Annotated in this window: 19 protein-coding genes and 1 pseudogene; 11 read left to right on the top strand and 9 right to left on the bottom strand. The window is 62.5% G+C overall.

Annotation, left to right across the window (positions count from 1 at the left end; translation table 11 throughout):
• The 5 genes from AB4Z15_RS24215 to AB4Z15_RS24235 all read right to left on the bottom strand — a co-directional run.
• Positions 1 to 821 (bottom strand): hypothetical protein (locus AB4Z15_RS24215; RefSeq protein WP_442019287.1); only part of this gene is annotated, 821 nt, incomplete at its 3' end.
• 2 nt (positions 822 to 823) lie between these two features.
• The gene (locus AB4Z15_RS24220) at positions 824 to 1,507 is read right to left on the bottom strand and encodes a DUF6318 family protein (RefSeq protein WP_442019288.1); all 684 of its coding nucleotides are present in this window, start codon (positions 1,505 to 1,507) and stop codon (positions 824 to 826) included.
• Between the two features lie 562 nt (positions 1,508 to 2,069).
• Positions 2,070 to 2,447, bottom strand: coding sequence for an RNA-binding S4 domain-containing protein (locus AB4Z15_RS24225; RefSeq protein ID WP_442019289.1), 378 nt, complete (start codon positions 2,445 to 2,447; stop codon positions 2,070 to 2,072).
• A 166-nt stretch (positions 2,448 to 2,613) separates the two neighbouring features.
• Positions 2,614 to 3,717, bottom strand: a complete 1,104-nt coding sequence (locus tag AB4Z15_RS24230; RefSeq protein WP_442019290.1) for a sulfite oxidase — start codon at positions 3,715 to 3,717, stop codon at positions 2,614 to 2,616.
• A gap of 162 nt (positions 3,718 to 3,879) precedes the next feature.
• Complete coding sequence (locus tag AB4Z15_RS24235; RefSeq protein ID WP_442019291.1) at positions 3,880 to 4,914, bottom strand: aldo/keto reductase; 1,035 nt, start codon at positions 4,912 to 4,914, stop codon at positions 3,880 to 3,882.
• A 247-nt stretch (positions 4,915 to 5,161) separates the two neighbouring features.
• On the opposite strand from AB4Z15_RS24235, the gene AB4Z15_RS24240 reads away from it, so the two are divergent.
• Positions 5,162 to 5,653 (top strand): flavin reductase family protein, encoded by a 492-nt coding sequence (locus tag AB4Z15_RS24240; RefSeq protein ID WP_442019292.1) that lies wholly within the window; start codon positions 5,162 to 5,164, stop codon positions 5,651 to 5,653.
• Here the strand turns inward: AB4Z15_RS24240 and AB4Z15_RS24245 are convergent.
• A complete protein-coding gene (locus AB4Z15_RS24245) occupies positions 5,650 to 6,537 on the bottom strand; it encodes a hypothetical protein (RefSeq protein ID WP_442019293.1) in 888 nt (295 codons plus the stop codon). The genes AB4Z15_RS24240 and AB4Z15_RS24245 overlap by 4 nt on opposite strands.
• Positions 6,538 to 6,724: 187 nt before the next feature.
• Between AB4Z15_RS24245 and AB4Z15_RS24250 the strand changes: the two genes are divergently transcribed.
• Complete coding sequence (locus tag AB4Z15_RS24250; RefSeq protein WP_442019294.1) at positions 6,725 to 7,129, top strand: YchJ family protein; 405 nt, start codon at positions 6,725 to 6,727, stop codon at positions 7,127 to 7,129.
• Positions 7,130 to 7,133: 4 nt separating this feature from the next.
• On the opposite strand, the gene AB4Z15_RS24255 is transcribed toward AB4Z15_RS24250, so the two are convergent.
• Positions 7,134 to 9,098 carry an acyl-CoA dehydrogenase family protein gene (locus AB4Z15_RS24255; protein ID WP_442019295.1) on the bottom strand — a complete coding sequence of 655 codons (1,965 nt, stop codon included), beginning with the start codon at positions 9,096 to 9,098 and terminating at the stop codon, positions 7,134 to 7,136.
• A gap of 63 nt (positions 9,099 to 9,161) precedes the next feature.
• Positions 9,162 to 9,464, bottom strand: coding sequence for a hypothetical protein (locus AB4Z15_RS24260; protein WP_431116953.1), 303 nt, complete (start codon positions 9,462 to 9,464; stop codon positions 9,162 to 9,164).
• 301 nt (positions 9,465 to 9,765) lie between these two features.
• Here AB4Z15_RS24260 and AB4Z15_RS24265 point away from each other — a divergent pair, with 301 nt between their 5' ends.
• The 3 genes and pseudogenes from AB4Z15_RS24265 (at position 9,766) to AB4Z15_RS24275 (ending at position 16,014) form a co-directional block, all read left to right on the top strand.
• On the top strand, positions 9,766 to 11,223 hold the full coding sequence (locus AB4Z15_RS24265; RefSeq protein WP_442019296.1) for a DUF3375 family protein: 1,458 nt from the start codon (positions 9,766 to 9,768) through the stop codon (positions 11,221 to 11,223).
• Positions 11,216 to 12,088 (top strand): annotated as a pseudogene (locus tag AB4Z15_RS24270) (DUF4194 domain-containing protein); the annotation flags it as partial. The gene AB4Z15_RS24265 and the pseudogene AB4Z15_RS24270, both read left to right, overlap by 8 nt.
• Before the next feature lie 455 nt (positions 12,089 to 12,543).
• Positions 12,544 to 16,014, top strand: coding sequence for an ATP-binding protein (locus tag AB4Z15_RS24275; protein WP_442019297.1), 3,471 nt, complete (start codon positions 12,544 to 12,546; stop codon positions 16,012 to 16,014).
• A 68-nt stretch (positions 16,015 to 16,082) separates the two neighbouring features.
• Here the strand turns inward: AB4Z15_RS24275 and AB4Z15_RS24280 are convergent, their stop codons facing one another.
• A complete protein-coding gene (locus tag AB4Z15_RS24280) occupies positions 16,083 to 16,586 on the bottom strand; it encodes an FBP domain-containing protein (protein WP_442019298.1) in 504 nt (167 codons plus the stop codon).
• 391 nt (positions 16,587 to 16,977) lie between these two features.
• On the opposite strand from AB4Z15_RS24280, the gene AB4Z15_RS24285 reads away from it, so the two are divergent.
• The 6 genes from AB4Z15_RS24285 (at position 16,978) to AB4Z15_RS24310 (ending at position 23,332) form a co-directional block, all read left to right on the top strand.
• The gene (locus AB4Z15_RS24285; RefSeq protein ID WP_442019299.1) at positions 16,978 to 18,063 is read left to right on the top strand and encodes an iron-siderophore ABC transporter substrate-binding protein; all 1,086 of its coding nucleotides are present in this window, start codon (positions 16,978 to 16,980) and stop codon (positions 18,061 to 18,063) included.
• 5 nt (positions 18,064 to 18,068) lie between these two features.
• Positions 18,069 to 19,184, top strand: a complete 1,116-nt coding sequence (locus tag AB4Z15_RS24290) for a FecCD family ABC transporter permease (RefSeq protein ID WP_442006773.1) — start codon at positions 18,069 to 18,071, stop codon at positions 19,182 to 19,184.
• On the top strand, positions 19,181 to 20,290 hold the full coding sequence (locus AB4Z15_RS24295; RefSeq protein ID WP_442019300.1) for a FecCD family ABC transporter permease: 1,110 nt from the start codon (positions 19,181 to 19,183) through the stop codon (positions 20,288 to 20,290). Before AB4Z15_RS24290 ends, AB4Z15_RS24295 begins: the two co-directional genes overlap by 4 nt.
• 1 nt (position 20,291) lies before the next feature.
• Complete coding sequence (locus AB4Z15_RS24300; protein ID WP_442019301.1) at positions 20,292 to 21,116, top strand: ABC transporter ATP-binding protein; 825 nt, start codon at positions 20,292 to 20,294, stop codon at positions 21,114 to 21,116.
• Positions 21,113 to 22,168, top strand: coding sequence for a siderophore-interacting protein (locus AB4Z15_RS24305; protein ID WP_442019302.1), 1,056 nt, complete (start codon positions 21,113 to 21,115; stop codon positions 22,166 to 22,168). Before AB4Z15_RS24300 ends, AB4Z15_RS24305 begins: the two co-directional genes overlap by 4 nt.
• Positions 22,169 to 22,495: 327 nt before the next feature.
• Positions 22,496 to 23,332, top strand: coding sequence for an SGNH/GDSL hydrolase family protein (locus AB4Z15_RS24310; RefSeq protein WP_442019303.1), 837 nt, complete (start codon positions 22,496 to 22,498; stop codon positions 23,330 to 23,332).
• Positions 23,333 to 23,341: the final 9 nt, after the last annotated feature.

Raw genomic sequence — 23,341 nt, forward strand, 5'->3', positions numbered from 1 at the left:
TCCAGGGTTCCGTTGATGGGCAGTGGGGGTCCGTTGTTCACGGAGTAGGTTCCGGTGAAGCTGGTGGTGATGGTGGCGGGGTAGTTCCCTGTTGCTGTGTAGCTGTGGCTGGTGCGGGTGTCGTTGAGGAGCCAGTCGGCTTCGGGGATGGCATAGCCGGCGACCGGGGTGGGGCCGAGGGTGGTGGCGTCGCCGAAGTTGTAGGTGAAGCTTGCCGGGGTTGCTGTCAGGTGGACTGTTTGGCCGAGGATGGTGACGTCGAAGGCTTGTTCGGTGGCGGTGCTGTAGAAGTTTGTTGGTCCGCCTTTGAGGGTGTGGGGGAAGGGTTGGGCTTCGAGGGTTCCGGGGTTGACGGGGAGTTGGCGGAAGTCGTTCAGGATCCGGGCTGCGATGTTTGCCAGGACGTTCTCGGGTTTGACGTCGTACAGACACGTCGGACCGGTGATCGCCCGATACTCCGTCCAGTCAGGATTTGTGATCGCCTTTGGTGCTTTTTTCCATACAACGGGAGTTCCTTCTGCGCCACCCTCCGTTGTGGCTGGGCATTCGAGTCCTTGGCATCCCAAGCCTCCACCGCCGGCACGGCAAAGGGTATCCGGCTTGTACTGGTAGGGATCTCGTGAGTCGGGTTCCCCTAAGCTTGCGGCAGGTATTCCAGTGTTTCTGTCCAAGATGAAATGAGCGCCCAACTCCATACCTGTTTCGCCCCTATTGGCCCTGATTCCCGGTTCTTCAGCCGCCACTGCGACGGGCGAACCAAGCATTTGGATCAGTGACATGTAGATGACGACCGAGACGAAGATCCTTCGATAGCTTCGCATGCTCAACCCAAAATCAAGCCGTTGTCGATAATTTGCCAGAGGCCATTCTCGTAGACTGCTTTCACAGCCTCGGCAGTGTTGGAAGCTTCCGAAATTTTCTGTCTGACAGTGGCGTTGGCGTAGAAGTACCGAATTTCCTCTTGGATGACCTGAACCTTCGCTACCTGGAAGTCGGCTCCGCTTTGCCAAAGGACCTCAATCGAAGGCGTTGCTATTCTTCCTCCGACCAGCCAAGAACCGTCGGAATAGTTTGCATCGATGGCCTTCTTATAGGCGGCCCCTGAAACCGTTGTTGTATCAGTGGCAAGACTCCAAGGTCCGACATCGCCCGTCTCTGTTGCGTAGGAATAAGTCGCGTACCAGTACCGGATAAACGCCTCCAGCCCGGCATTCGAGTTCTCCTTCGCTAGCTCGGGCATCACCGGCACGGGCACATTCTCTGCCTTGCCCTTCGCGTCGGCTGGCTTGTATACAGCGGCGGGAGTGGCACTCCCTGAAGATTCAGTAGCCGAAGGACCTGGCGAGAAAACGCCCGAGGTGGGCGACGCCGTCGTCGAGCTTGATTCGGAAGAAGAACCGCCCGACGTGCTGCCGCCCTGGCAGCCAGTGAGAAGCAAAGCGGCTGTGAGTCCGAAGACCGCTCCTCGAATGCGGGCATGTGAAGAATTGGCAAAAAGGCGTGACATGACAGGCTCCCCCAGCAACTGTTTGGCGATGTGTCGGCCAGTCTAGGCGGGGGAAAGGGAGGGTTTCACGTCGAAGGGGACCGCTTGTGGATAACTATTGTTCGTGGAGCTGTTGCCCGGAGCTTACGAGACGCCGCGCCGAGGGCTCTCTGCTGCGAGCTGCCTGACCCAGTCGGGAGTTTCTTTTCCGAGGCGTCGGTCTGTGACCAGTCGTAGCTGGGCGGCCGCGATTTGCACCCCGCGGTCACGCGCCGCGGCGCCGCGGTCGATTCTGTCGGTTGCCCCGGTCCCTGCGCCGTGGTGTGCTATTGGTCTCATTGGCTCCGTCATCGCTAGCCTCTTATCTTTGTCGATTCCGCTGCTGTTGAAAGCCCACTCCACTCCACGCTAGCCCAGTGGCAATAATGGCTGCGGCCAACACAGCCGAGGGCAACGGCAAAATCTGCTGGATAATTCGCCGAACCAATCCGCCGACTCCAAAGTTGCCGCCGCCGTCAACCTGTGAGCATCCCGACGATCCAGCAAAAACGCGTCGGATTCCCAAAGGCCCCAGAAACAGCAACTAGCCCCGCAATTTCTCCATATCCCGCCGATCCTTCTTGGTGGGTCGGCCGGCACCGCGGTCGCGCTGGGGAAGGCCAAGCTTCGGGGCAACGGGCCGCGGGGGAGTGTGGTCGGTGAAGCAGTGCGACGCAGCCTCGGCGCCGACGCGTTTCGCGATTAGCCGCCGTACTTCGAGGATCCGTTCCCAGCCCGATTCGCGGACCCGGACGGTGTCGCCGATGATCACGGTTTGCGAGGCCTTCACCGGATTTCCATTGATCCGGATGTGGCCGGCACGGCAGGCGGCGGTGGCCGCGGATCGGGTCTTGTAAGCGCGGATCGCCCACAACCAGGCATCGACGCGGACGTTTGCCGGGGATGATGTCGGGATACTCATGATTGGGAAGAGTCTAACCGGACCTAGCAAGACCCGCGAGAACGCCGGAAACGTGCGAGTACAAGGGGAAGCCACCGAGCACGCCGAAGAGTTCCGGCGATCACGCGGCATTCCAGCGATCTCGGCGGGGTGGGGCGGGGCGGGGTGGGGCCAGGACCCGAACCAACTACCGAACCGTCACCTCAACCCGCTGGGCCATGTTGTTCCCGATGCCCTGGTAGTTCCACACTTGGTCGCTGGGCTGCAGCGCACCTGAGGAGTCCATCGCACGGCACCGCAACTCGTGCTCTCCCGGGCTCGCAACCCACACCATGGTCCACGAACGCCAGGCAAAGTCACCTACAGCGGGTTCCAGATGGGCCGGCATCCATTCGCCGTCGATCCCCACCTCCACTCGTTCCACTTCGCCATGGCCGGACCACGCCCTGCCGTGCAGCATCACAGGACCGGCATCCACTACCCGGCGTCGGGTAAAGAAGTCAGGAATCCCGGGCGGCACCATGAGGGAGCGGACGCGAATGTGCGACACAGGCAAACCTGGCCCATCGGGTCCCTGAAGGTAGTGATACGCCACGGCCTGTTGGAATCCCATGAAACGTGAAGTCACTGCCTCGATGGAGGTCAACCACTTCACGCTTGCCATGCCATACCAGCCGGGTACCAACAGCCGCAGCGGGAAACCGTGCTGGATCGGAAGCGGGTTACCGTTCATGGCGTAGACCAACATGACTTCGGGATGCATCGCTTCGGCAATCGAAAGACTACGGGCGTATGGTTCCTCCACTCCACCCTGGATACCGCTGTCGGCACCCGTAAAGACAAGTTCGACGGCGTCACTCGCCAACCCTGCCTCCTCCAGCAGTGGTGCCAAAGGAGTTCCAGTCCATTCCGCAGTGCCTACAGCTCCCAGCACCCAAGGCTGGCTGAGGGGACGAGGCTGCAGGAGCGAGCGTCCATTACCGGCACACTCCATGGTGACGGGCATCGTGACAGAGGGCCGCGACTTGATGTCGTCGAGGCTCAGTTCCAAGCTGTGATTAACCGCCCCACCGAGCCGCAGGCGCCATGCCTCAGCGGAAACGTGCGGGATGTCGAAGTGAATCAGCAGGTAGTGCAGCCCCGCTGGCGTGATGTCGTCGTGGAGGGCTTCCAGTGGCATTGAATGGTTGCGGCCAGAGAGCTGCAACTCTTCGTGGGTCAGGGGGCCTTCGGTCGGCTGTCCCGTGATGACGGCTTTCGCCGCGTCTTGCTTGACATGGTGTTTGGACATGGGAGGCGGCGTTCTACTGGACCTGACGCTGCGGGCGTGCCGCAGCACTTAGGACAAGGATCACGCGGGGACCTAATGCCGTCAATAGGCGATTGCGAGGCCCGGTATGCACTGTCTGCGAGCGAAGAAGCCCGCAGAGCGGTCCCCACAACGGGTGGCGAGCTACCGACGTCGAAGTTCCGGGTACTCCAGATGGGGAGCAACCGTGCCGGCGTCCCGCTCAAGGAAGTTGACGGCGGGGGCCACGATGTCATCGATTTCATCCAAAACCGATTCGCCGAGCACCACATCGGCGGCCTTCAAGTAGTCGGTGAGATGGTCCTCGGTCCGCGGTCCAATAATCACACTGGTGACGGCTGGATGGTTCAACGCAAAGGCCACAGCGAGCTGGATGAGGGTCAGTCCGTACCTGGCGGCCAGTTGTGCGAGTGCGTCTGCCGCGTGCAGCTTGCCTTGGTTGAAGGGCGCGTTCACATCGAACCGGCCGGGCACAGCGGCCGAACGCGAGCTTTCGGGCTGGCCCGCGCCAACGCGGTAACCGCCAGCCAGCCACCCACCGTCGAGCGGTCCATAACTCAAAACCCCGACGCCGTACTGCTGGGTGATGGGGAAAACGTCGCGTTCGTTGGCGCGAACCAAAAGCGAATAGGGAACCTGATCCACCACCGGCGGCGTCAGGTGGTTGGTGTTCGCGATCCACTGTGCCTCGACGAGCTGCGCGGGGCTGAACACCGAGGTGCCGTAGTAGAGGATCTTGCCCTGCCGGATGAGATCGTTCAGGGTGGTGATGGTCTCAAGGAGATCGGTGTTGTAGTCGGGACGGTGCGCTTGGTAGAGATCGATCCTGTCCGTATTGAGCCGCCTCAAGCTGTCCTCCACAGCCCGGACAATCCACCGACGCGAATTTCCGGCGTGCGCTGGGTTGGACCCCATCTGGCCATGGAATTTGGTGGCGAGGAAAACGTCGTCGCGCCTTCCTTGGATTGCCTGGCCCACCACGACTTCCGCCTCGCCCTGCGAGTAAATATCGGCGGTGTCGATGCTGGTGATGCCGCCGTCGAGCGCAGCCTGGATGATGCGGATGCTCTCCGCAGGTCCCGTGGGAGCGGTGCCGGTGCCGAAGTTCAAGGTACCCAGGGTGAGAGGGCTGATCAGGGCGCCAGTGCGTCCAAGCGTTCGTAGCTCGTTGAGGCTCATGTCGGCTTCCTGTGGTGGGTCAAGGGGATGTCCAATCGAGGCTACACACGGCCGTAGGACGCCCAAATGCAAACGGTAGAACTTCTTCGTTTTTCGTCTTGCGGGGTAATGGAAGGGGCATTAGTTCGCGACATTTCTTGACATGCGGCAACACAAATGTCTTTCGAATCAACAAATATTGCGGTTGCCGGAAGCGGGTGAATTATGGGAAAGGAACTCAACCAACGCACGATAGGGGACAGCAAAAATGACACAGACGACCGTGGAAGAAACGGCAGCCATCAAGGCTGCATTTGCGCAGTTCCCGTCCGGAGTGGCTGCCTTCAGTGCCATGGTGGATTTCACGCCGGAGGCATTGGTGGCATCGTCCTTCACGGTGGGTGTGTCTTTGGAGCCACCGTTGGTGATGTTCGCAGTGCAGAACTCCTCCACAACGTGGCCCAAGCTTCGGCAGGCCAGCCGGTTGGGTGTGTCCGTACTGGCCGAGGGTCAGGAAGCGGCCTGCCTTCAGCTGTCCTCCAAAACCCGGGATCGCTTCGCCGGATTGTCCACCAGTGTCAGTGACTCAGGGGCCGTTCTGATCGACGGCGCGGTGCTGGGTTTCGAGTGCGAGCTGGTCTCGGAGACACCGGCAGGGGATCACGCGATCGTTGTCCTCGAGGTCAAAGCAACCACCATCAACCACGAATCCAAGCCATTGATCTACCACGGAGCAGCGTTCCGGCAGCTCGCCGCTTAGGAGTTGCGGCTTACCCCGCTGAGCGAACCCTTACGGACCGGGCTCGAAGGCTTTCCATTCTTGGAAGTGTTCGGGCCCGATTTCTTGGAGTTGTTCCCTTGGGCCGAGCTGTTCCCTTGGCTGGATTTTGTAGATTCAGGACCGGACTTTTTCGGACCATTGCCCGGCCCCGCCTCGGTGCCCGAAGACTGCTGCGCGTCCGGGGCCTTCGGGGCGGGTGGTTCCTCATTGCTGGACGGCGGTGTTGGCTCGCCCACCTCGCGGACCGTTACCTTGATGGCGGGCGGTTCCTCTGCCTTTGCGCGCTCGGCCGCCCTCCGGTCAGCTTCCGCGACGGCGTCGGCCCAGTCCTTTGCAAGCACGGGGGGTTCCTTGCTGGCGGCCACAAGCAACGGGTGGTGGGCGGTCTGCGTTTCGACCACTTCCTTAACCAGGGCCGGCTTGGGCACCTTTTTGGGGCCAACCTTCCACGCGCCGTCCTTGACGGCTGAAGAGGCACCCGAGAGCCGACGTCGAACATCTCCGAGGAGGTCCTTCTTGGGCTCTGCCACAACAGGATTGGCTGCCACCTCGGCTGTGGAACCGGCAGGAACGTAGGCAAGATCTTCGAGAGGCGACTCAACAGCGTGACTGGAGTATTCGACGTCGTCACTCGCCGGTGCGGGTACGTGTTCCGGAGCCGGGGGCAAGTGGACGATGGTGACTGTCTCTTTCTTGGGGAAGACGCCGATCATCGCCAAAAGAATCACCGACACAAGCCGTCCCACTCCGGCGACTACCAGAGTGATGATGATGACCAACCCGAGGCCCAGGAACATGAGGATAGCCATCCCCACTGTGCCCAAATATGTCAGGTTGATGGCGAGTGTTGTCGGATCCTCCACGTAGCCTCCCCTGGCTGTCGTTTTGCGATGCGCGCATTGCCCACCCAGCTTGCACATCTAGCCTACGGTCCAGCACCGACGGAATCACGCCCCGCACCACCCCTCTGGCAGGGTTGTTTCGAAGCTGTTATACGGCGTGCGAAAATATGTTGCCCAGCTCTCATTTTCAGCCTCAGATTGGGACCCAGTGACCCCTGACTTCAGCCGACTCCGCAACGGTGCGTGCCCCTGCCTCTCCGGGGAGCAGTATGACGATTGTTGCGGGCGCTTCCACCGCGGTGAGGCCGATGCGCCCACAGCCGAGCAGCTTATGCGTTCCCGGTATTCGGCGTTCGTCATTCTGGACCCGGCATACCTCCTGCGAACGTGGCACGCCTCAACCCGCCCGGCTTCCTTGGGGCTGGACGCGGACACGCAATGGCGCAGGCTGGACATCCTGGGCACGTCCAAGGGCGGGCCACTGGACACCACTGGGACCGTTGAGTTCGCCGCGCACTACCGGTCCGACGGCGAACGCGGAGTGCAGCGCGAACACAGCCGTTTCGTACGTGAGGACAAGCGCTGGTACTACGTGGACGGTGACGTCCTGTAGCGGGCTACCGATACTTGCGGTGCAGGTTCTCCTTGCTTGAGGCGCCCGGGGACGCATCGGCGATCCACGGCCCGGTTCCTTCCGACTGGTCCAGGACGCCGGCCTCAAGCCAGGCGTAATCGCCGGCGAGGACTTTGCGCGAAAGGTGATGGTCGCCGTCGTCGGTGTTCCGCCAGAGTTGGTCGAAGTATTCGTCCACCCGCACGCGCGCCTGCTCACAGTAGGCCTCGGCGAGCTCGAAGGCCGCCGCACCGTGTTCCGGGTGGGTGCGGAGCAGCATTTCGGCCCGTGAGCAGCACGCTGCCATGGCGAACAGTTCGGCGCCGATGTCCACGATCCTGCCCAGGAATGCTTGTTTGTGTTCCAGCTTCGCTTGCCAGCGGCCCATGCCGTAGAAAGTCTGCCGGGCGAGCCGCCGCGAGGACCTTTCAACAAACCGCAGGTGCTTTCCCAAGCGCCCGAACTCACCGTAGGAGCGCGGATCCATTCCCGCTCCGGCCACGAGTTTCGGCAGCCAGCGGGCATAGAAACCTGAAGCCCCGACGGCGGCCCTCGCCTTGTCCTGCAGGCTGGCATCCGCTGAGGCGAGGTCGCCCGCCGCGGCAAGGTGTGCGTCCACGGCTTCGCGGGCGATGAGGAGTTTCATGATCTCGCTGGAACCCTCGAAGATCCGGTTGATGCGGAGATCCCGGAGGAGCTGCTCGGCCGCCACGGCGCGTTCGCCCCTGGCTTCAAGGGACTCGGCGGTTTCAAATCCGCGGCCACCGCGTATCTGAACCAGTTCATCGGCGATCCGGCAGCTCAGCTCGGTGGACCAGAGTTTGGCCAGTGCGGCTTCGATGCGCACGTCCTTTTGGCCGGCGTCGGCCATCTCGGCTGACAACTCAAACACGGCTTCCAACGCGAAGGTCGTGGCGGCGATGAACGCAATCTTCTTTCCCACGGCCTCGTGCTTGCCCACCGGGCGTCCCCATTGCGTACGCGCGTTTGACCATTCGCGGGCAATCTTCAGGCTCCATTTCCCAGCGGCAACGCACAGGCCAGGGATGGAGAGACGTCCTGTATTGAGCGTGGTGAGCGCTATTTTGAGGCCCTGGCCCTCACGACCCAGGCGGTTTTCCACCGGCACGCGCACCTGGTGGAAACGGGTCACACCATTCTCGATGCCGCGCAGGCCCATGAAGCTGTTCCGGTTTTCCACGGTGATGCCCGGGGAGTCCATCTCCACGACGAACGCGGAGATGCCGCCCTTGTGCGTGGTGCCGTCGGCGTCGGTGTGGGCTGGAACCCTTGCCATGACTACCACTAGCTCGGCGATCACCCCGTTGGTGGTCCAGAGTTTCACGCCGTCCAAAACGTAAGACCGGCCATCGTCCGAAAGAACGGCTGTGGCGCCCATCCGGGCGGGGTCGCTGCCGACGTCGGGCTCTGTCAGGAGGAAAGCCGTAATGGCGCCCGCAGCGCAGCGCGGAAGGTACTCCTGCTTCTGCTCCGGCGTGCCGAATTCCTTCACGGGCTCCGGAACACCAATGGACTGATGCGCCGAAATCAGTGCGCCAAGGCTCGGATGGACGGAGCCCACCAAAGCGAGTGCGCGGCCATAGTAGACCAAGGACAATCCCAGGCCGCCATACTCGCGCGGGATTTTCATGCCGAAAACGCCAAGGTCGGCGAGGCCTGCAAGGTACTCGTCCGGGATCTTCGCGTCGCGTTCGATCACGCGTCCGGACATGGACCGACAGAACGCCTCGAGCTTGGCCATGAACTCTTCGCCGCGCTCCACGTCCTCCGTTTTGGCTTGTGGCCACGGGTGGATCAGGCTGAGGTCGAAGCTACCCAAGTACAGGCCCTTGGCAAAGCTGGGCCGGTTCCATTCAGTTTCGCGGGCGGCCTCGGCGACTGCGCGGGCTTCTTCTGCTGTGGCGTTGACGCTTGCGGCGGTGAGACTGTTGTCAGTAGCGGACGTCATGGGATAACTCCTCTAGCCGGTTGTGCCGGATGGAGCCAGGGTCCGCCTCGGGTGGGGAACCCTTCAGCTGTCCCTCAATGCTACCCGCGAGTAGCTACCCGTGCTAGGGGAAACCTGGGGCTGGAATTCGGCCGGGATTTCGACGTTTCCTGCATGGTGGACCAGGCTGTCCCACGCAAAATTGATGCCATGCACCAAGCCGCCCAGGACTGCCTTGACCGTGTACCAGGCCATGCCCATGGCGCCGATGAGAACGATAGTTGCTATGGCTGCTGCTGCGATGAACGCCACCAAAATGGCGGCGAAGGCCAGCGTTCCAATGAATACGTAGGTGGCTGTTTCCAGAGCGGTGAAGTCGAAATCCATGGTTCCCCCTATGCGACACTGCGTGGGTAGACGCGGCGTGGCTGCGTCGATGATCCGACACTAGGGGTGGGCGTAGTTTTCGGCCAGTACAGAATCGCGTCGCGGCCGTGTCGATATGGGATCGAAACCGAACCGGGCGGTATGTTACGGAATGGTTGCGGGGCCAGGCTTCTGATCGTGCTTGGAAGGCTCGACGGCGGCCCTTTCAGCACCGTCCGACGCGGCGGTGATGCTCTGCGTTAACCTTGTACGGGGCAGTTTCCGCTGCCAGCCAGGTTTCGCAGCAGCTGAAGGAGAGTAGTTGTCCCGTTCAGCCATGTCCTCCGCCGACGCCATCAGTGCCCGGCTTCGCGACCTCGAGCAACTGACCAAAGGTCCCGCCTGGGCCCTGACACGTTCGGCCCCTTGGGTGATCGCGGTGCTGCAGGCTTCCTTCACCCGCACCCGGCCGCAGCTTCCGCTGGAAGAGTTCCATGCCGACGTCGACGCCTTCCTTGAGCAGCTCCGCCGCCAGGAACCAGGGCTGGGCGGCCAGCAGAACGGCAAGGCCTTCGGCGACGAATGGACGCGCAAGCAGTTCCTGACACGCCGCAACCAGTCCGGCCAGATCGTCTACGAGGTCACCGAAGCAGCGGCGCGTGTGCTCGCATTCCTGGACAGCCTCTCAAGCGAGCGTTCCACGCTCAACGGTTCCCGCTTGGGTACGCTGCTTGGCGATGTGGAGAAGCTCGCCAACGAGACCAACCCGGACCAGAGCGCACGTTTGGAGGCGCTGGAGGAAGAAATCCAGGAGCGCCAGCAACTCGTCGAGGACATCAGCTCCGGCGAGTTCGACGGCCTCCTGGACGACGAAGAAGCTGTTGAGGCTGCAGGCAACATCCTTGACCTCGCCGCCAGCCTGCCCGCTGACTACAAGAAAATGCGTGACCGCATCGAGGAGTTGGTGGGCGAACTCCGCAACCAGATCATCGAGGAGTCGCTGAGCAAGGGCGCAACCATGGCCCAGGTTCTGGAAGCCGACAAACGCCTGCGTCAAAGTCCCGAGGGCCGAACGTTCCGCTCCTTCACAGCCTTCCTGGAAGACCCCCAGCAGCAGTTGCGTTTCCGCTCCGCGATCGGCGAGGTCCTTAGCCGGCAGTTCGCGGACGATCTTTCGCACGAGGACCGCGAAACGCTGAAGAACCTCGTGGCCGAACTGCGCACCCAGCACAGCCAGATTCAAAGGATCTACGGCAAGCTCTCCGAGAGCCTGAACACCTACATCCAGAGCGACGACGTCCGTCAGTCGGTCAGCCTGCGCAAGGTTCTGGCTGAGGCAGAGCAAGCCATCCGGTCCATGCCCTACGAGCGTGATCGGCCCGGCCTGGTACGAGGCCCCGTTCTGTACAACGCAGGGTTCGAGTCGTTGGCCATGGTCAAGCTCTTCGACCCCGACGAATTCGCGACCCCACCCCGCCTGGCAGATCCCATCGCCTTCAGCGATTCGGACCGGGTTCGGTCTGCTCGCACCGGCAAGGCCAAGCCTGCTAGTGTGCGGGCCGCGATGGCCGGCGCCACTACGTTGGGCGAGGCGTGGGAAAACCTGCCAGCCGAGGAACGACATATCAACACCGTCCGAACCCTGTTGTCCATGGCGCTGCATGGTGGTGCGGCCTTCGACCGGGCCGCTTGGGAACACATCGACTTCGAACAAATCGACGGCAGTATCCGCACTGCGTACTTGCCCGTTGTCTCGCTGAATGAGGATTCTGATGACTGAGGAAATCACGACGACGGACGTCACCGAGGAGGGGCACGACACCGAGGAGCACGTTGCGGACGAGCACGGCACCGTTGAGGCGGCTGAAGTCCCGACTGAAACGCCGTCTCATGCCGGCCACGCCGATCCGTTCCGGGTCACCCCGCGGGACACGTTCGTTGACGGTGCCGCCCTCTTCCCGGGCGACAGTGGAGTGCTGCCGATGAAAGTCCGACACGCGCTGGTCAAACTGCTGAAAGGCCCCTACATCGACGGCGGCCGCGACGAGAAGCTCTGGACCACACTCCTGGACAACCAACTCATCCTCCGGAGCCGCCTCTCCGAACTGTTCCTCACCCTCCAGCTCGATCACGACCGCAAGATCGCCGTCCTCCGGCCCGTCGACCCCGAGATCATCGGCGCCAGCTCACGATCAAGTATCCTGCGGCAGCAGCGTGCACTGAGCCGCGTGGAAACCATCGTCCTGCTCCGCCTGCGCCTCCTACTGGACCGTCACGTCACAGCCCAGACGGACCCCACCATCACCCGCGAAGAGATCTCGGACCTCGTCGCCAATTACACCCCCGCAGGCCAACAGGACGCACTCCGCGACTCCGACGTCGTCACCCGCACCATCACCAAACTCCTGGCCCGCCAACTCCTCCTCCCCACCCCCTTGGACGACACCTACACCATCAGCAACGCCCTCCCGCTAGCCCTCCCCTTCGAAAACATCGGGGACATCCCAGCCCAAATAGAGGCCCTCATAGCGGTAGCCGCCGACGAATCAGGAACAGAGCCGCTGCTGGATCTGGATTCGTCAGACACCTCAGCCGAGGCCGACGCTGCTGACGGGGACGACTCTGATGGTGAGGACGACGACGCCGATGCCGCCCCCGCCCCTTCGCCGGACGACTCTGCTGCAAGCAGCGAGCCGCCCGGCTCCGTCAGCGGCAGTGGCCTTCCCAACACTCGCAAGCTCGCGTCGGGTCCCTCGGCCAGTGCCTTAGATGCCACTCCCGGGGCGGCATCGGCGCCGTCTACATTGAGCTCACACCTCACCGAGGTGAGCGTCCCAGAAATCGACGATGCAGCGCCCTCAGAGGCCATCGCTGATTATGAAAATGAAGATGGTGCCGGGGTCAATCCAACCGGCGACCTCGTCGATCTTGCTAAACGGTTTGACGCGGGTTCGGAAGCCGGGAACGGCACGAGCGGCGATCCCGGAGACAAGCGGCAGCATGCGTCTAAGGGAGGAACGACCGAGCACGCAGAGCATGTGTCCGGTACCGCCGCGGACGCAACCAGCACCGACGCAACAAGCACTGACGGGACACAGAAGTGACGATCGCAACCATGCTCCCGCTCGGCGAGCTCACGAACCCCGGACAGATGCGCCTGGCACTCGTGCAGGTGGTCAACTGGGGCACGTTCCATGGGGCCCACACTATGCACGTGGACCGCAACGGCACCCTTTTGACGGGCAATTCCGGCGTCGGCAAGTCGACGCTGTTTGATGCCATGCTCCGGGTCTTTGATGCCCGCCCGCGGTCCAATGAGGCTGCTGCGCAGCGTTCCGGGGGCGCTGTGGAGGACAAGAGGACCACGTTCACTTATATGCGCGGCAAGGTTGGTGATAAGGCTGTTGGCGATGGTTCGGCAAGTGCCTTCCAGCGCCCGGGTGCCACCTGGTCCGCCGTCGCGCTGACGTTTGACAACGCGGCCGGCACGAAGGTGACGGTCTCGGCGCTGTTTGATTTGCCGAAGAATGGTACGGAGTCCAGCGTGGGGCGTTTTTACGTGATCGACAACAAGCCGCTGGACTTGGAAGCGATCGAGGGGATTGCCCAGAAGAGGTTCACCAAGGGCGCGTTGGAGGGGATCTTCCCTGACGGCCAGGTGTTCGACGTTCACAAGGCGTTCGCCGAGCGGTTCCGCAGGCTCCTTGGCATCAACTCTGACCAGGCGCTTCCCTTGCTGCGCGTGATCCAGGCCGGGAAAGGCCTCGGCGGCAGCGTAAATACGTTCTTCCGCGACCAGGTACTTGATGCTCCGGCCACGTTGACTGCGGCTGATGATGTGGTGGAGGAATTCAGCAACCTAATGTCCATCCGGCAGCGGTTGGAGGATGTGCGTCAGCAGCGCGACCAACTGGCACCGGTCCCGGGGCTGAACAAGGACTATGCGCAGGCGTTGTTGGATGCGAACAAGCTTCGCGAGTTGGCTGGCGAAGAATTTGAGGCTTACAAGCAGCAGCTTGCGGTGACGGTCCACGCCAAGACCTTGGCGCGTTTCAAGGAGTTGGCACAGTCCAAGGCGCAAGAACTGGCGGCCGAGCGCACTGTCCGGGATGCTTTGGCCAAGGAGCTCCGTGAGCTGGAGTTGGATTACAACAACCGCGGCGGTAACGCGATTTCGGCTATCGAGCAGTCGCTGGAGAACGCCCGTGTAAGCCTGAAGTTGCGCCAACAGGTGGAGGAATCCGCCAGGAAAGCGTTGGCCGATGCCGGGCTGAACCTTGAATGGTCGGCCGAGGGCTGGGACCAGGCCCATGAGCAGGCTGCTTCCCGTTCGGCGGAGTTGAAGGACGATTCGGAGGCTTTGAAGGAGCTCCGTTTCGAGGCCTTCGACGGCCACGCGACGAAGAAACGCGAGCTGGCCGCGGCTGAGCAGGAGCTGCTGTCGTTGCGGTCGCGCAAGTCTTTGCTGCCGCCGTCGAGTATTGAGAACCGAGCGGCGATCGCAGCCGCAACCGGCATCCCCGAGGAGCGGATGCCGTTCGGCGGTGAGCTGATCGACCTCGCCGAGGGCCAGGATCAGTGGCGGCCGGCCGCAGAGCGCGCGCTCCGCAACCTCGCCACCACGCTGTTGGTTCCGGGTGAGCACTTCGCTGCGGTGACACGGTACTTGAACGACAACACGGTCCGGGGTGCACTGCGCGCAGTGGACGTCTCCAAGCCGGTGGCCGGTGGGGCGCTGGCTGTCGAGGACGTGTCCGACGGCGACCTCTTGACTAAGTTGAGCATCCTCACCTCGGGTGCCAACGCCGAGGCCGGGGAGTGGATCCGCGAGCGGATCGCCTTGGACTTCGCGTACCCGTGCGTGGAGGACCCGGACGAGCTTGCTTCGATGGATAAGGGACTCAGCCTCGGTGGTGTCGTCAAACGCAACCGGCACACCGTGGAAAAGGACGACCGTTTCACGAGCCGGCAGGATTACGTCCTCGGCTTCGACAATGCGTCCAAGCTTGAACTGGTGGCCGCCCGGGTGGGCGAGCTGGAAAACGAGCTGGCCAAGGCTGCTGAATTGGCGCAAAGCCGTGAGGATTCCCACCAAGGGATGGCCCGCCAATTGGAAGCCCTTCGCAGGGTGGCCGAGGATGAGCGTCCATGGGAACAGGTCTCCGCAGCGGTTGCGGCGGACGAACTCGCGCGGATTGAGCAGCGTCTTTCTGATGCGTTGGCTGCCCAGGCGGACCTGGAACCGTTGCGCGCCAACATCGAGGCCGTACGGGAAAAGCACCAGTCCTCCACAGGCGCGGCCGCCGTGCTGCAGAGTGAATACAAAGCGCTCGACCAAAAGATGATCACAGCTGACGGCCTGCTCGATGCCGCGAGGTTGAAGCTTGAGCAAGCACCGCCGTCGGGCTCTACCGTGGCTGCGCTGGAACCGTACTTTGCCGGCGTCGGTGAGGTGTCCGAGCTGTACGAGCTCGACAACCTGGCCAACAGTGTCCGCAACAAGCTGCTCGACGAGCTGCACGCCGCCGAATCGCGCAGCCAGGCGACGGCAGAGCGTTTGACCCGAATTTTCGAGGCTTTCGTGCGCGATTGGGGCAGCGCCATCAGCGCGGACCATGGCACGTCGATTGGTGCTGCCGGGGACTTCGAATCGAGATATCACGCGATCGTGAGCGATGGCTTGCCCGCCCAGGAGGCGGAGTTCCGGCTGTTCTTCAACCAGCGCACGCACGAATCGTTCAGTACGCTCCTGCACCTGCTGGATGAGGAGCGCCGGAGTATCACCAGCCGGATCCTGCCCCTCAACGGCATCCTGTCCGAGGTGAACTTCCACGAAGGCAGCTATCTGGAATTGGACATCAAGCAGACGCTTCCGGCTACGGCCAAGCAGTTCAAGGATGCGATCCAGAACGCGCTGAAGGCCAAGCACACGCGGCCCTCCCGCAGCGCATCTGCCGCTGCTGGAACAGAGGCCGACGACGACGCCGAGCTCACCGCCCGCTACAAGTCCTTGGAGACCTTGGTGAAGCGTCTCGGTTCCCAAACTCCTGAGGACCGCCGTTGGCGTGCCGAGGTTTTGGACGTCCGCGGCCACCTGTTTATCCAGTGCAAGGAGCACAGGGAGGTGGCAGCGAAGTCGACGAAAACCGGGAAGGCCGGCAAGAAGAAGACCGAGGTCTTCATGCATGCCGATACAGGCTCCATGTCCGGTGGTGAGCGCCAGCGCTTCACGGCGTTCATCATGGCCGCGGCCCTGAGCTACCAGCTGGGCATTGCCGAGCAGGGCTTCACCACTTACGGCACCGTGATGATGGACGAAGCATTTGTGCTGGCATCCGAGGAATTCGCCGGGGCCGGAATCAAGGCCCTTCACGAATTCGGCTTCCAGTTGTTGCTGGCCGCACCGGAAAACGTCATCGATCTGTCCCGGCACCTTGGCTCGGTCACGGAAATCCTCCGCGACAAGCGGACCAACCGGTCCGGCGTGCTAACAGCTCCCGTCATTGCAGGCCCTGGCGAGCCTGGCGCATGGCGATCCGAAGCCAACCCTGTAGACATCGTCCTGCGATAAAGCAACGCGGGGTCACTTAGGGCCCATGGTGGAGACCTTAATGGGTCACAAGTGACCCCGCGTTGGCTTTAGCGGGTGGAAGTCCCGCGGACCCGATCCAGGAACTGGGCCGTTCGCTCTTCGAGCCCGGCGATTTGTCGAACAACGACCGCGGCCGGGTCCGGGTTGATCTCGTTGGCTGGCGGTTCCTTGCGCACGTTGGCGCTGCAACCGAACGCGGCACAGATCAGGGTCCCAACGGTGTTGCCGTCCTTGCCTGACTGTCCGGCCTTCTTGGCAACCCACAGATAGACGTCGTCTTTGGAGAAGACGTCCCGGCACAATTCACAAAGGACCACGCGCTTCTTTCCGGAGCCACCTTCGGGAGCGCGAAGCATGATTCCGGTGAGCTTGCCCCTGTGCGGGACCACAAGATACCCGCGCTGGGGCATCTTTTCGTCGCGCCAGCCGAGGAATTCACGGTTGTCCCAGTCGATGGTTTCAAAGTCGCGGGGAAGATTGAGCTTGGCAGCTTCGGAGCGGCTGGCATTGATGAACGATGAACGGATTTGTTGGGCAGTGATTTTCTGCACGGCACAGCTTCTTTCGGAGATGATCGACGTCGCGCAAACAGGAGCGCGTTAACTGGCAGGGGGCGTCGGTCACCAGTGAAAGCGAGGCACAGCAAAGAGACCCAAAATAGGGGTGCCAGGGCTGGGAGCTAGAGTGATGCCGACGGGTGGGGGAGTGCCAAGCAGGCCAAAATGGCCACCTCGCCAACCATGGCTGCTGCAACGGAATCCGTGCGCACGCTCATCTCCTCGTCGTTCTCTCTGGAACTCGTCGTTCTCCCTGGAAGCGGTAGTCCGCTGCCGATATCTTAGCAATGCCCTGGCGAGGTGATTACGTTATGCAAACGTTTCGTAATTATTCAAAGGGTAGGCTAGCCTTACTTAGGTTCGCATCCCTTACCTAAGGAGTCCCGTGGCTTCCCTTCTTCCACGCCGCGCCCTGCTGAAGACCGCAGGCACCGCGACAGCCGCTTTGGCCGCCGTCGCCCTTTCCCTCACCGGCTGCTCCACCGGGCCTGCCACCACCACGACTCCGGCAACGGAGCAGGCCGAAACCGCTGCTTTCCCCGTGACCATCAAGCACGCTTTCGGTGAGACCACCATCAAGGAACAGCCCAAGCGCGTAGTCACCATCTCCTGGGTCAATGACGACGTCGCAATAGCCCTGGGCGTTGTCCCGGTTGGTGTTCCCAAGAACGAGTGGGGCAATAACGACAAGGGCTCCACGCCGTGGAAGGATGCCGCGCTGGAAAAGCTTGGCGCAGGCTTCGGTTCGGACAAGGCTCCCGCGCAGTTCTCCGAGGCGGACGGCATCAACTTCACAGAGATCGCCAAGCTGAATCCGGACGTTATCCTCGGCGCCTACTCCGGCCTGGAGGAAGCCGATTACAAGAAGCTTTCGGAAATCGCTCCCGTGGTTGCTTACCCGGAGCTCGCCTACGGTACGCCGTGGCAGGAGAGCACCACCATCATCGGTAAGGCCCTCGGCAAGGAAGCCGAAGCCAAGAAGCTGATAGAGGACACCGAAGCCACCGTCAAGGACAAGGTTTCCAAGTACCCGCAGATCAAGGACAAGACCTTTATCTACGGCAACCTGGAACCGGCAAAGGGCGACGGCGTGAACGTCTACACGGCCATCGACAACCGCCCGCGCTTCCTCTCTGAAATCGGTATGAAGCTCGCTCCGGTAGTGGAGCAGAACACGAAGACCAACAAGGACTTCTTCATCCCGTGGTCCGCTGAGAAAGCCAACGAGCTCCAGTCCGATGTCTTCGTGACATGGGTGCCGGAAGCGGCCACAGCCGATGCCATCAAGGCCGACCCCCTGTTGGGCCAGATACCTGCCGTCAAGTCCGGCGCACTCGTTGCCGACGCTGATCAGACCCTCACCCTGTCCATCTCGGCCTCCTCGCCACTGAGCCTGCCGTGGGCCCTGGACACGTTCCTGCCGCAGCTGGGCAGCGCAGCGGACAAGGCTGCCGACGCGGCAGGCAAGTAACTGCAATGAAATTGAGTACGACGGCGGCGGCTTCCGTGGGGCAGGTTGGCGGCACTTCTGTACCGGCTAACCAACGAGGTAGCGACCCCCGGAGCAATGCCGGGGGAGGGGGAACCCGTCCCAACGTGACAGGAGGGCGGAGTGCCTGGCTGGTGGTCGCCGTCGTCGTACTCGTCGCTGCGTGCGCAGCATCCTTGGCAATCGGCGCGCGCGGACTTCCCCTGACCACCATTTGGGAAGCTATCACCAACTTCAATCCAGACAGCGGCGACCACGCAGTGGTCATCGCACGGATTCCCCGAACAGTATTGGGTCTCCTGGCAGGCGCCGCCCTGGGCTTGGCCGGAGCGGCAATGCAAGGAGTGGCCCGCAACCCACTGGCTGATCCCGGCATCCTGGGAATCAACGCGGGTGCGGCCCTTGCGCTTGTCGTGGGCATCTATGTTTTCGGCGTCGGTTCGCTGACCGGCTACATTTGGTTCGCCTTCATCGGCGCCGCAGCGGCCGCCGTCGTCGTTTACGCGATCGCATCCAGGGGCCGTGACGGCGCGACGCCGGTCAAGCTCGCCCTCGCGGGTGCGGCGCTGAGCGCGGGCTTGTTCTCGCTGATGAACGTCATCCTGGTTTCAAGTCAGGACACTTTGGACCGATTCCGGTTCTGGCAGGTGGGAAGCATTGGCGGACGCGATTGGTCCGTCCTGTTGCCCGCACTTCCCTTCCTGGCCGTCGGCGCCGTGATCGTCCTGGCCAGTGGCCGCATCTTGAACAGCCTCGCGTTGGGTGACGACATCGCCCGTGGACTTGGCCAGAATGTGGCCCTGTCCCGCGGAATCATTGGCCTGGGGATCGTCTTGCTATGCGGATCCGCTACTGCGCTGGCTGGACCCATTGGCTTCCTCGGCCTGGTGATTCCGCACGCTGTTCGCTCGCTCACTGGTCCGGACTACCGCTGGATCCTGCCGTTCTCCACGATCTCGGCGCCCATCCTGCTGATCATCGCCGATGTGATCGGCCGCGTGGTCCTGCTTCCGGGAGAAGTTCCCGCCGGCATCATGACCGCGCTCGTGGGGGCGCCGGTCTTTGTTTGGCTCATCCGCCGCGGAAAGGGGGCCGGGCTGTGACCACCGTTCACAAACTCCCCACCGAGTTGGCACTTAACACCAATGATTCCCACAAACATGGACATCAAATGTCACTTCGGCGCGTGCTCAGCCCCACCCTTTTTCTGGGCCTCGCCCTCGTGGTGATGTTCAGCGTGTACGTTCTCCTGGGCAGCTACACCGTCACCATTCCTGATTTCTTCACCATCGTCATCAACCACCTGACAGGGGGCGAGAAAATTCCAGGAGCCAGCTTCATCGTGATGGAGCACAAGCTGCCGCGCGCTACCGTCGGAACGCTGATCGGCGTGGCCTTTGGCCTGGCGGGCGCACTGTTCCAGACCATGCTGCGGAACCCCCTGGCGAGCCCGGACGTCATTGGTATCAGTTACGGCGCCAGTGCTGCAGCCGTGACGGCCATCGTGATCTTTGGTGCTTCCGGGGCCGTCGTTTCCTGGGCAGCTCTTGGCGGCGCGCTGGGTGTTGCTGCCATCATCTACGCGATTTCCCGCGGCGGCTCCGGGGCAAGCGGAGGCAGCCGCGGCAATGCTGCCGGCAACCGCCTCATCCTGGCTGGCGTTGGTATCGCCGCGGCACTGCACGCAGTGGTCAACTTTCTTATGACCCGTGCGGACATCCGTACCGCGGCGGACGTCCTCGTCTGGCTTAACGGTTCCCTGAACTCCGCCACGTGGGACAAGGCAGGCGTCCTCGCAGTGTCCTTGCTGGTCCTGGTTCCGGCCGTCATCATCCTGGCCGGCCCGCTGCGCATCCTCGAACTCGGTGACGATGCAGCCGCCGGTCTGGGCATCAGAGTCAACGCCACCAGGCTGGGACTGGTGTTGACCGCCGTCGGGCTTGCCGCCGTTGCCACCGCTGCTGCTGGTCCTGTAGCGTTCGTCGCTTTCCTGGCCGGGCCAATTGCACGTCGTATTGTCCGCAAACCCAGCCTCCCGGCGTCGGCCTTCACCGGTGCGCTGATCGTGTTGGCCGCAGATTTCTTCGCCTCCAACATCGCCCCCGTCATCCTCGACGGAACCGTCCTCCCGGTCGGCGTCATCACAGGCGTCCTCGGTGCACCCTTCCTGCTGTGGCTCCTGGTCACCTCGAATCGAAAGGAAGCCTGACATGGCCGTCCTTAATGCCAAGGACCTGACACTTCAATATGAGCAGCGCAAGGTGGTTGAGGGTCTCACCACCGAGATCCCCGAGGGCAAAGTCACCATGATCGTGGGCGCAAATGCCTGCGGTAAGTCCACGCTGCTTCGAGGACTGTCGCGGCTGCTCAAGCCCGCCGGCGGTGCCGTCACCCTCGACGGCAAGGACATCCACTCCCGACCCGCCCGCGAACTCGCGCGCACCCTTGGCCTCCTCCCGCAGCACCCCACTGCCCCGGACGGTATTAGCGTGCGCGACCTCGTGGGCCGCGGTCGCTACCCGCACCAAGGCTTCTTCCGCACCTGGAGCGCAGCCGACGACGCCGCTGTGCAGCGCGCGCTCGACGCCACCTCCACGCTGGAACTCGCAGAGCGGAGCGTCGACGAACTGTCCGGTGGCCAGCGCCAGCGCGTCTGGATTGCCATGGCCCTTGCGCAGGAAACCGACGTGCTGCTGCTTGACGAGCCAACCACGTACCTGGACCTTGCGCACCAGGTTGAAGTGTTGGACCTCGTTACGGACCTCAACCGCAGCCGCGGAACCACCGTGGCGATCGTGCTCCACGACCTCAACCTCGCCGCGCGCTACGCCGACCACGTCATCGCCATGAAAGGCGGATGCATCGTGGCCGAAGGACCCGCACCCGTTGTAGTGACCGAGCAACTGGTCTACGACGTCTTTGGCCTGGAATCCCGTGTGGTTCCCGACCCCATCTCGGGAACACCGCTCATTGTCCCCATCGGACGCCACCATGCACAGCCCGTTTCAACCAACGAACTGGAGATCGCCTCATGAGTGCCCAACCAACACGGACCCAAGCGAGCGCCGCCGTGGAACCGATGACCCTCGCCTTCGACGTCACCGTCTCGGCCGTGCAGGACTTGAGCCCAAACTTCCGCCGGATCACGTTTGGAGGCTACTCACTCCGCGGCTTCGGCGTTGCAGGGGACACTTTGGACCTGCGCGTGAAGCTGATGATTCCTTCATGCGACGCGGACGGCAACGTCATTCCACTGCCTCCGTTCAAGATGGAAGAAGCCGGGTGGTACCAGGAATGGCTGGCCATGGACCCGTCCATCCGCGGTGACATGCGCACGTACACGGTCAGGGCTGAGCGACTCGACGCCGTGTACCCCGAAATCGACATCGACTTTGTCATGCACTTTGACGACGCAGGCAACGGCGGACCCGCAGCCAACTGGGCGCTGGCTGCGAAGCCGGGTGACGCCCTGACCATCATTGGCCCCAACAATCGGGCTGCGCAGTGCACCACAGCCGGAGCCTACGGCGGCATCGAATGGCGTCCGGGTTTGGCCCAGCGCGTGCTCCTGGCCGGCGACGAAACCGCCGTCCCTGCCATTAGCGCCATCCTGGAAAGCTTGCCCGCCGACATGACCGGCCACGCTTTCCTCGAAGTAGCCGAAGCAGGCGACTTCCAAGACATCTCCACCGAAGCCGACATCGAAATAACCTGGCTTGCCCGTGGAGCAGCCATCGGACGCTCACGCCCCCACGGCGAACTCCTCAAGGAAGCGGTCGCCAAGGCCGTTCCCGTTCCGGGATGGGTAGGCATCAAGGGCCCCGGCACCGCCGCCGGACCCGAGCCCGAAGACGTCAACGTGGACCAAGATATCCTCTGGGAGACCCCGCAACGCATGGACGCCGCAGCCATCGAAGCCACCAAGAACCCCACTTTGCCTGCCGGTGCGCTGCCCTTCTACGCCTGGATCGCCGGGGAAGCATTCGTCATCAAGGAAATGCGGCGGTACTTGGTTCGGGACGTTGGAATTGATCGGAAGCAGGTTGCTTTCATGGGCTACTGGCGACGGGGCAAGGCAGAGGGCTAAACGTTTTCCAGTTGCCGGCTGGATCCGTGGCTGGGTTGGGCCACTTGGGTACGGCCGCTTGGCGGGCATCCTCGGCGTGCTGCTCCTTCGTCGCTTTGACGCACGCTGCCGGATCCCCGCCAAGCGGCCTCGATGCTCTCCTACACAAAACTGCCGCTGCGGCCTTGCGGGCACGTCGCCCTTCCGATGCTCTCTCACTTCCCGCGGGTTTTTGGGGGATCTTCTTTCACTTCCCCCCCGTTTTTGGGGGATGTTCTCTCATATCCCGTTCGTCCTGTTCACTTGGGGTTGGTTGGGGTGTAACCGGGGGTAGGTAGCGTCGGCTGGATGCGGGATGTTTACGCGGCTGGGCACAGCGGACGACGGCGGTACGTCGCCCTTGGGGATTCCTTCACCGAGGGCGTGGGGGACCCAAGCAAGGTGCTGCCCAATGGGGTTCGCGGGTGGGCAGACCGGGTCGCCGAGAAATTGGCCAAAGCGCAGCCGGGCTGGGAGTACGCGAATCTCGCAGTGCGCAGCAAGAGGCTCCGACACATCATCGATGAACAGCTCGAGCCCGCACTGGCCATGGAGCCAACACTCATCACGTTGTATGCCGGCGGCAATGACATCCTGGACTTTGGCACGGACATGGACGCGCTCCTTAACGACTACGAGTTGCTTGTCGCGCGCCTGAGCGAAACGGGAGCTACGGTGGTCCTCTTTACCGGCTTTGACGTGAAGGTCTCAGCCGTCCTGGAACCATTCAAGAAGCGCAACACCATGTACAACCAAAAGGTCCGTGATGTTGCTGCAAAATATGGGGCAATCTTGGTGGATTACTGGTGCTTCGACGCCTACAAAGACTCACGCATGTGGGCCCCGGACCGGCTCCACATGTCCAAGGCCGGCCACAAGTTTCTCGCCGCACAAGTCCTGGACCATCTGAACGTCCCGCACAAGATTTCTCCGAAGCAATGGGACCCACCCCAAAGAATGACCATGCGCGAATGGGAACGCAGGCAGCGGCGCTGGGTGAACGACTGGGTGCTGCCGCTTTTTGGTCGCAAACTCCGCGGCGTCACGCTGGGGGACTCCCTGAATCCGCGGTGGCCCCAGCCCGTGAAGGTCCCACGGAAGGGTGGGCTGAAGAAACTGGTCGAAAACCAGCAGGCCGCGCAGTGAAGCTGCCCA

This window comes from Paenarthrobacter sp. 2TAF44, from assembly GCF_052114885.1.
Taxonomy (GTDB): Bacteria; Actinomycetota; Actinomycetes; order Actinomycetales; family Micrococcaceae; genus Arthrobacter.

What these genes read in the sequence shown, in the direction of transcription:
- AB4Z15_RS24220 (WP_442019288.1), bottom strand. Translation starts at nt 1,507, where the DNA reads ATGTCACGCCTTTTTGCCAATTCTTCACATGCCCGCATTCGAGGAGCG.
- AB4Z15_RS24225 (WP_442019289.1), bottom strand. Translation starts at nt 2,447, where the DNA reads ATGAGTATCCCGACATCATCCCCGGCAAACGTCCGCGTCGATGCCTGG.
- AB4Z15_RS24230 (WP_442019290.1), bottom strand. Translation starts at nt 3,717, where the DNA reads ATGTCCAAACACCATGTCAAGCAAGACGCGGCGAAAGCCGTCATCACG.
- AB4Z15_RS24235 (WP_442019291.1), bottom strand. Translation starts at nt 4,914, where the DNA reads ATGAGCCTCAACGAGCTACGAACGCTTGGACGCACTGGCGCCCTGATC.
- AB4Z15_RS24240 (WP_442019292.1), top strand. Translation starts at nt 5,162, where the DNA reads ATGACACAGACGACCGTGGAAGAAACGGCAGCCATCAAGGCTGCATTT.
- AB4Z15_RS24255 (WP_442019295.1), bottom strand. Translation starts at nt 9,098, where the DNA reads ATGACGTCCGCTACTGACAACAGTCTCACCGCCGCAAGCGTCAACGCC.
- AB4Z15_RS24260 (WP_431116953.1), bottom strand. Translation starts at nt 9,464, where the DNA reads ATGGATTTCGACTTCACCGCTCTGGAAACAGCCACCTACGTATTCATT.
- AB4Z15_RS24290 (WP_442006773.1), top strand. Translation starts at nt 18,069, where the DNA reads ATGAAATTGAGTACGACGGCGGCGGCTTCCGTGGGGCAGGTTGGCGGC.
- AB4Z15_RS24300 (WP_442019301.1), top strand. Translation starts at nt 20,292, where the DNA reads ATGGCCGTCCTTAATGCCAAGGACCTGACACTTCAATATGAGCAGCGC.
- AB4Z15_RS24305 (WP_442019302.1), top strand. Translation starts at nt 21,113, where the DNA reads ATGAGTGCCCAACCAACACGGACCCAAGCGAGCGCCGCCGTGGAACCG.
- AB4Z15_RS24310 (WP_442019303.1), top strand. Translation starts at nt 22,496, where the DNA reads ATGCGGGATGTTTACGCGGCTGGGCACAGCGGACGACGGCGGTACGTC.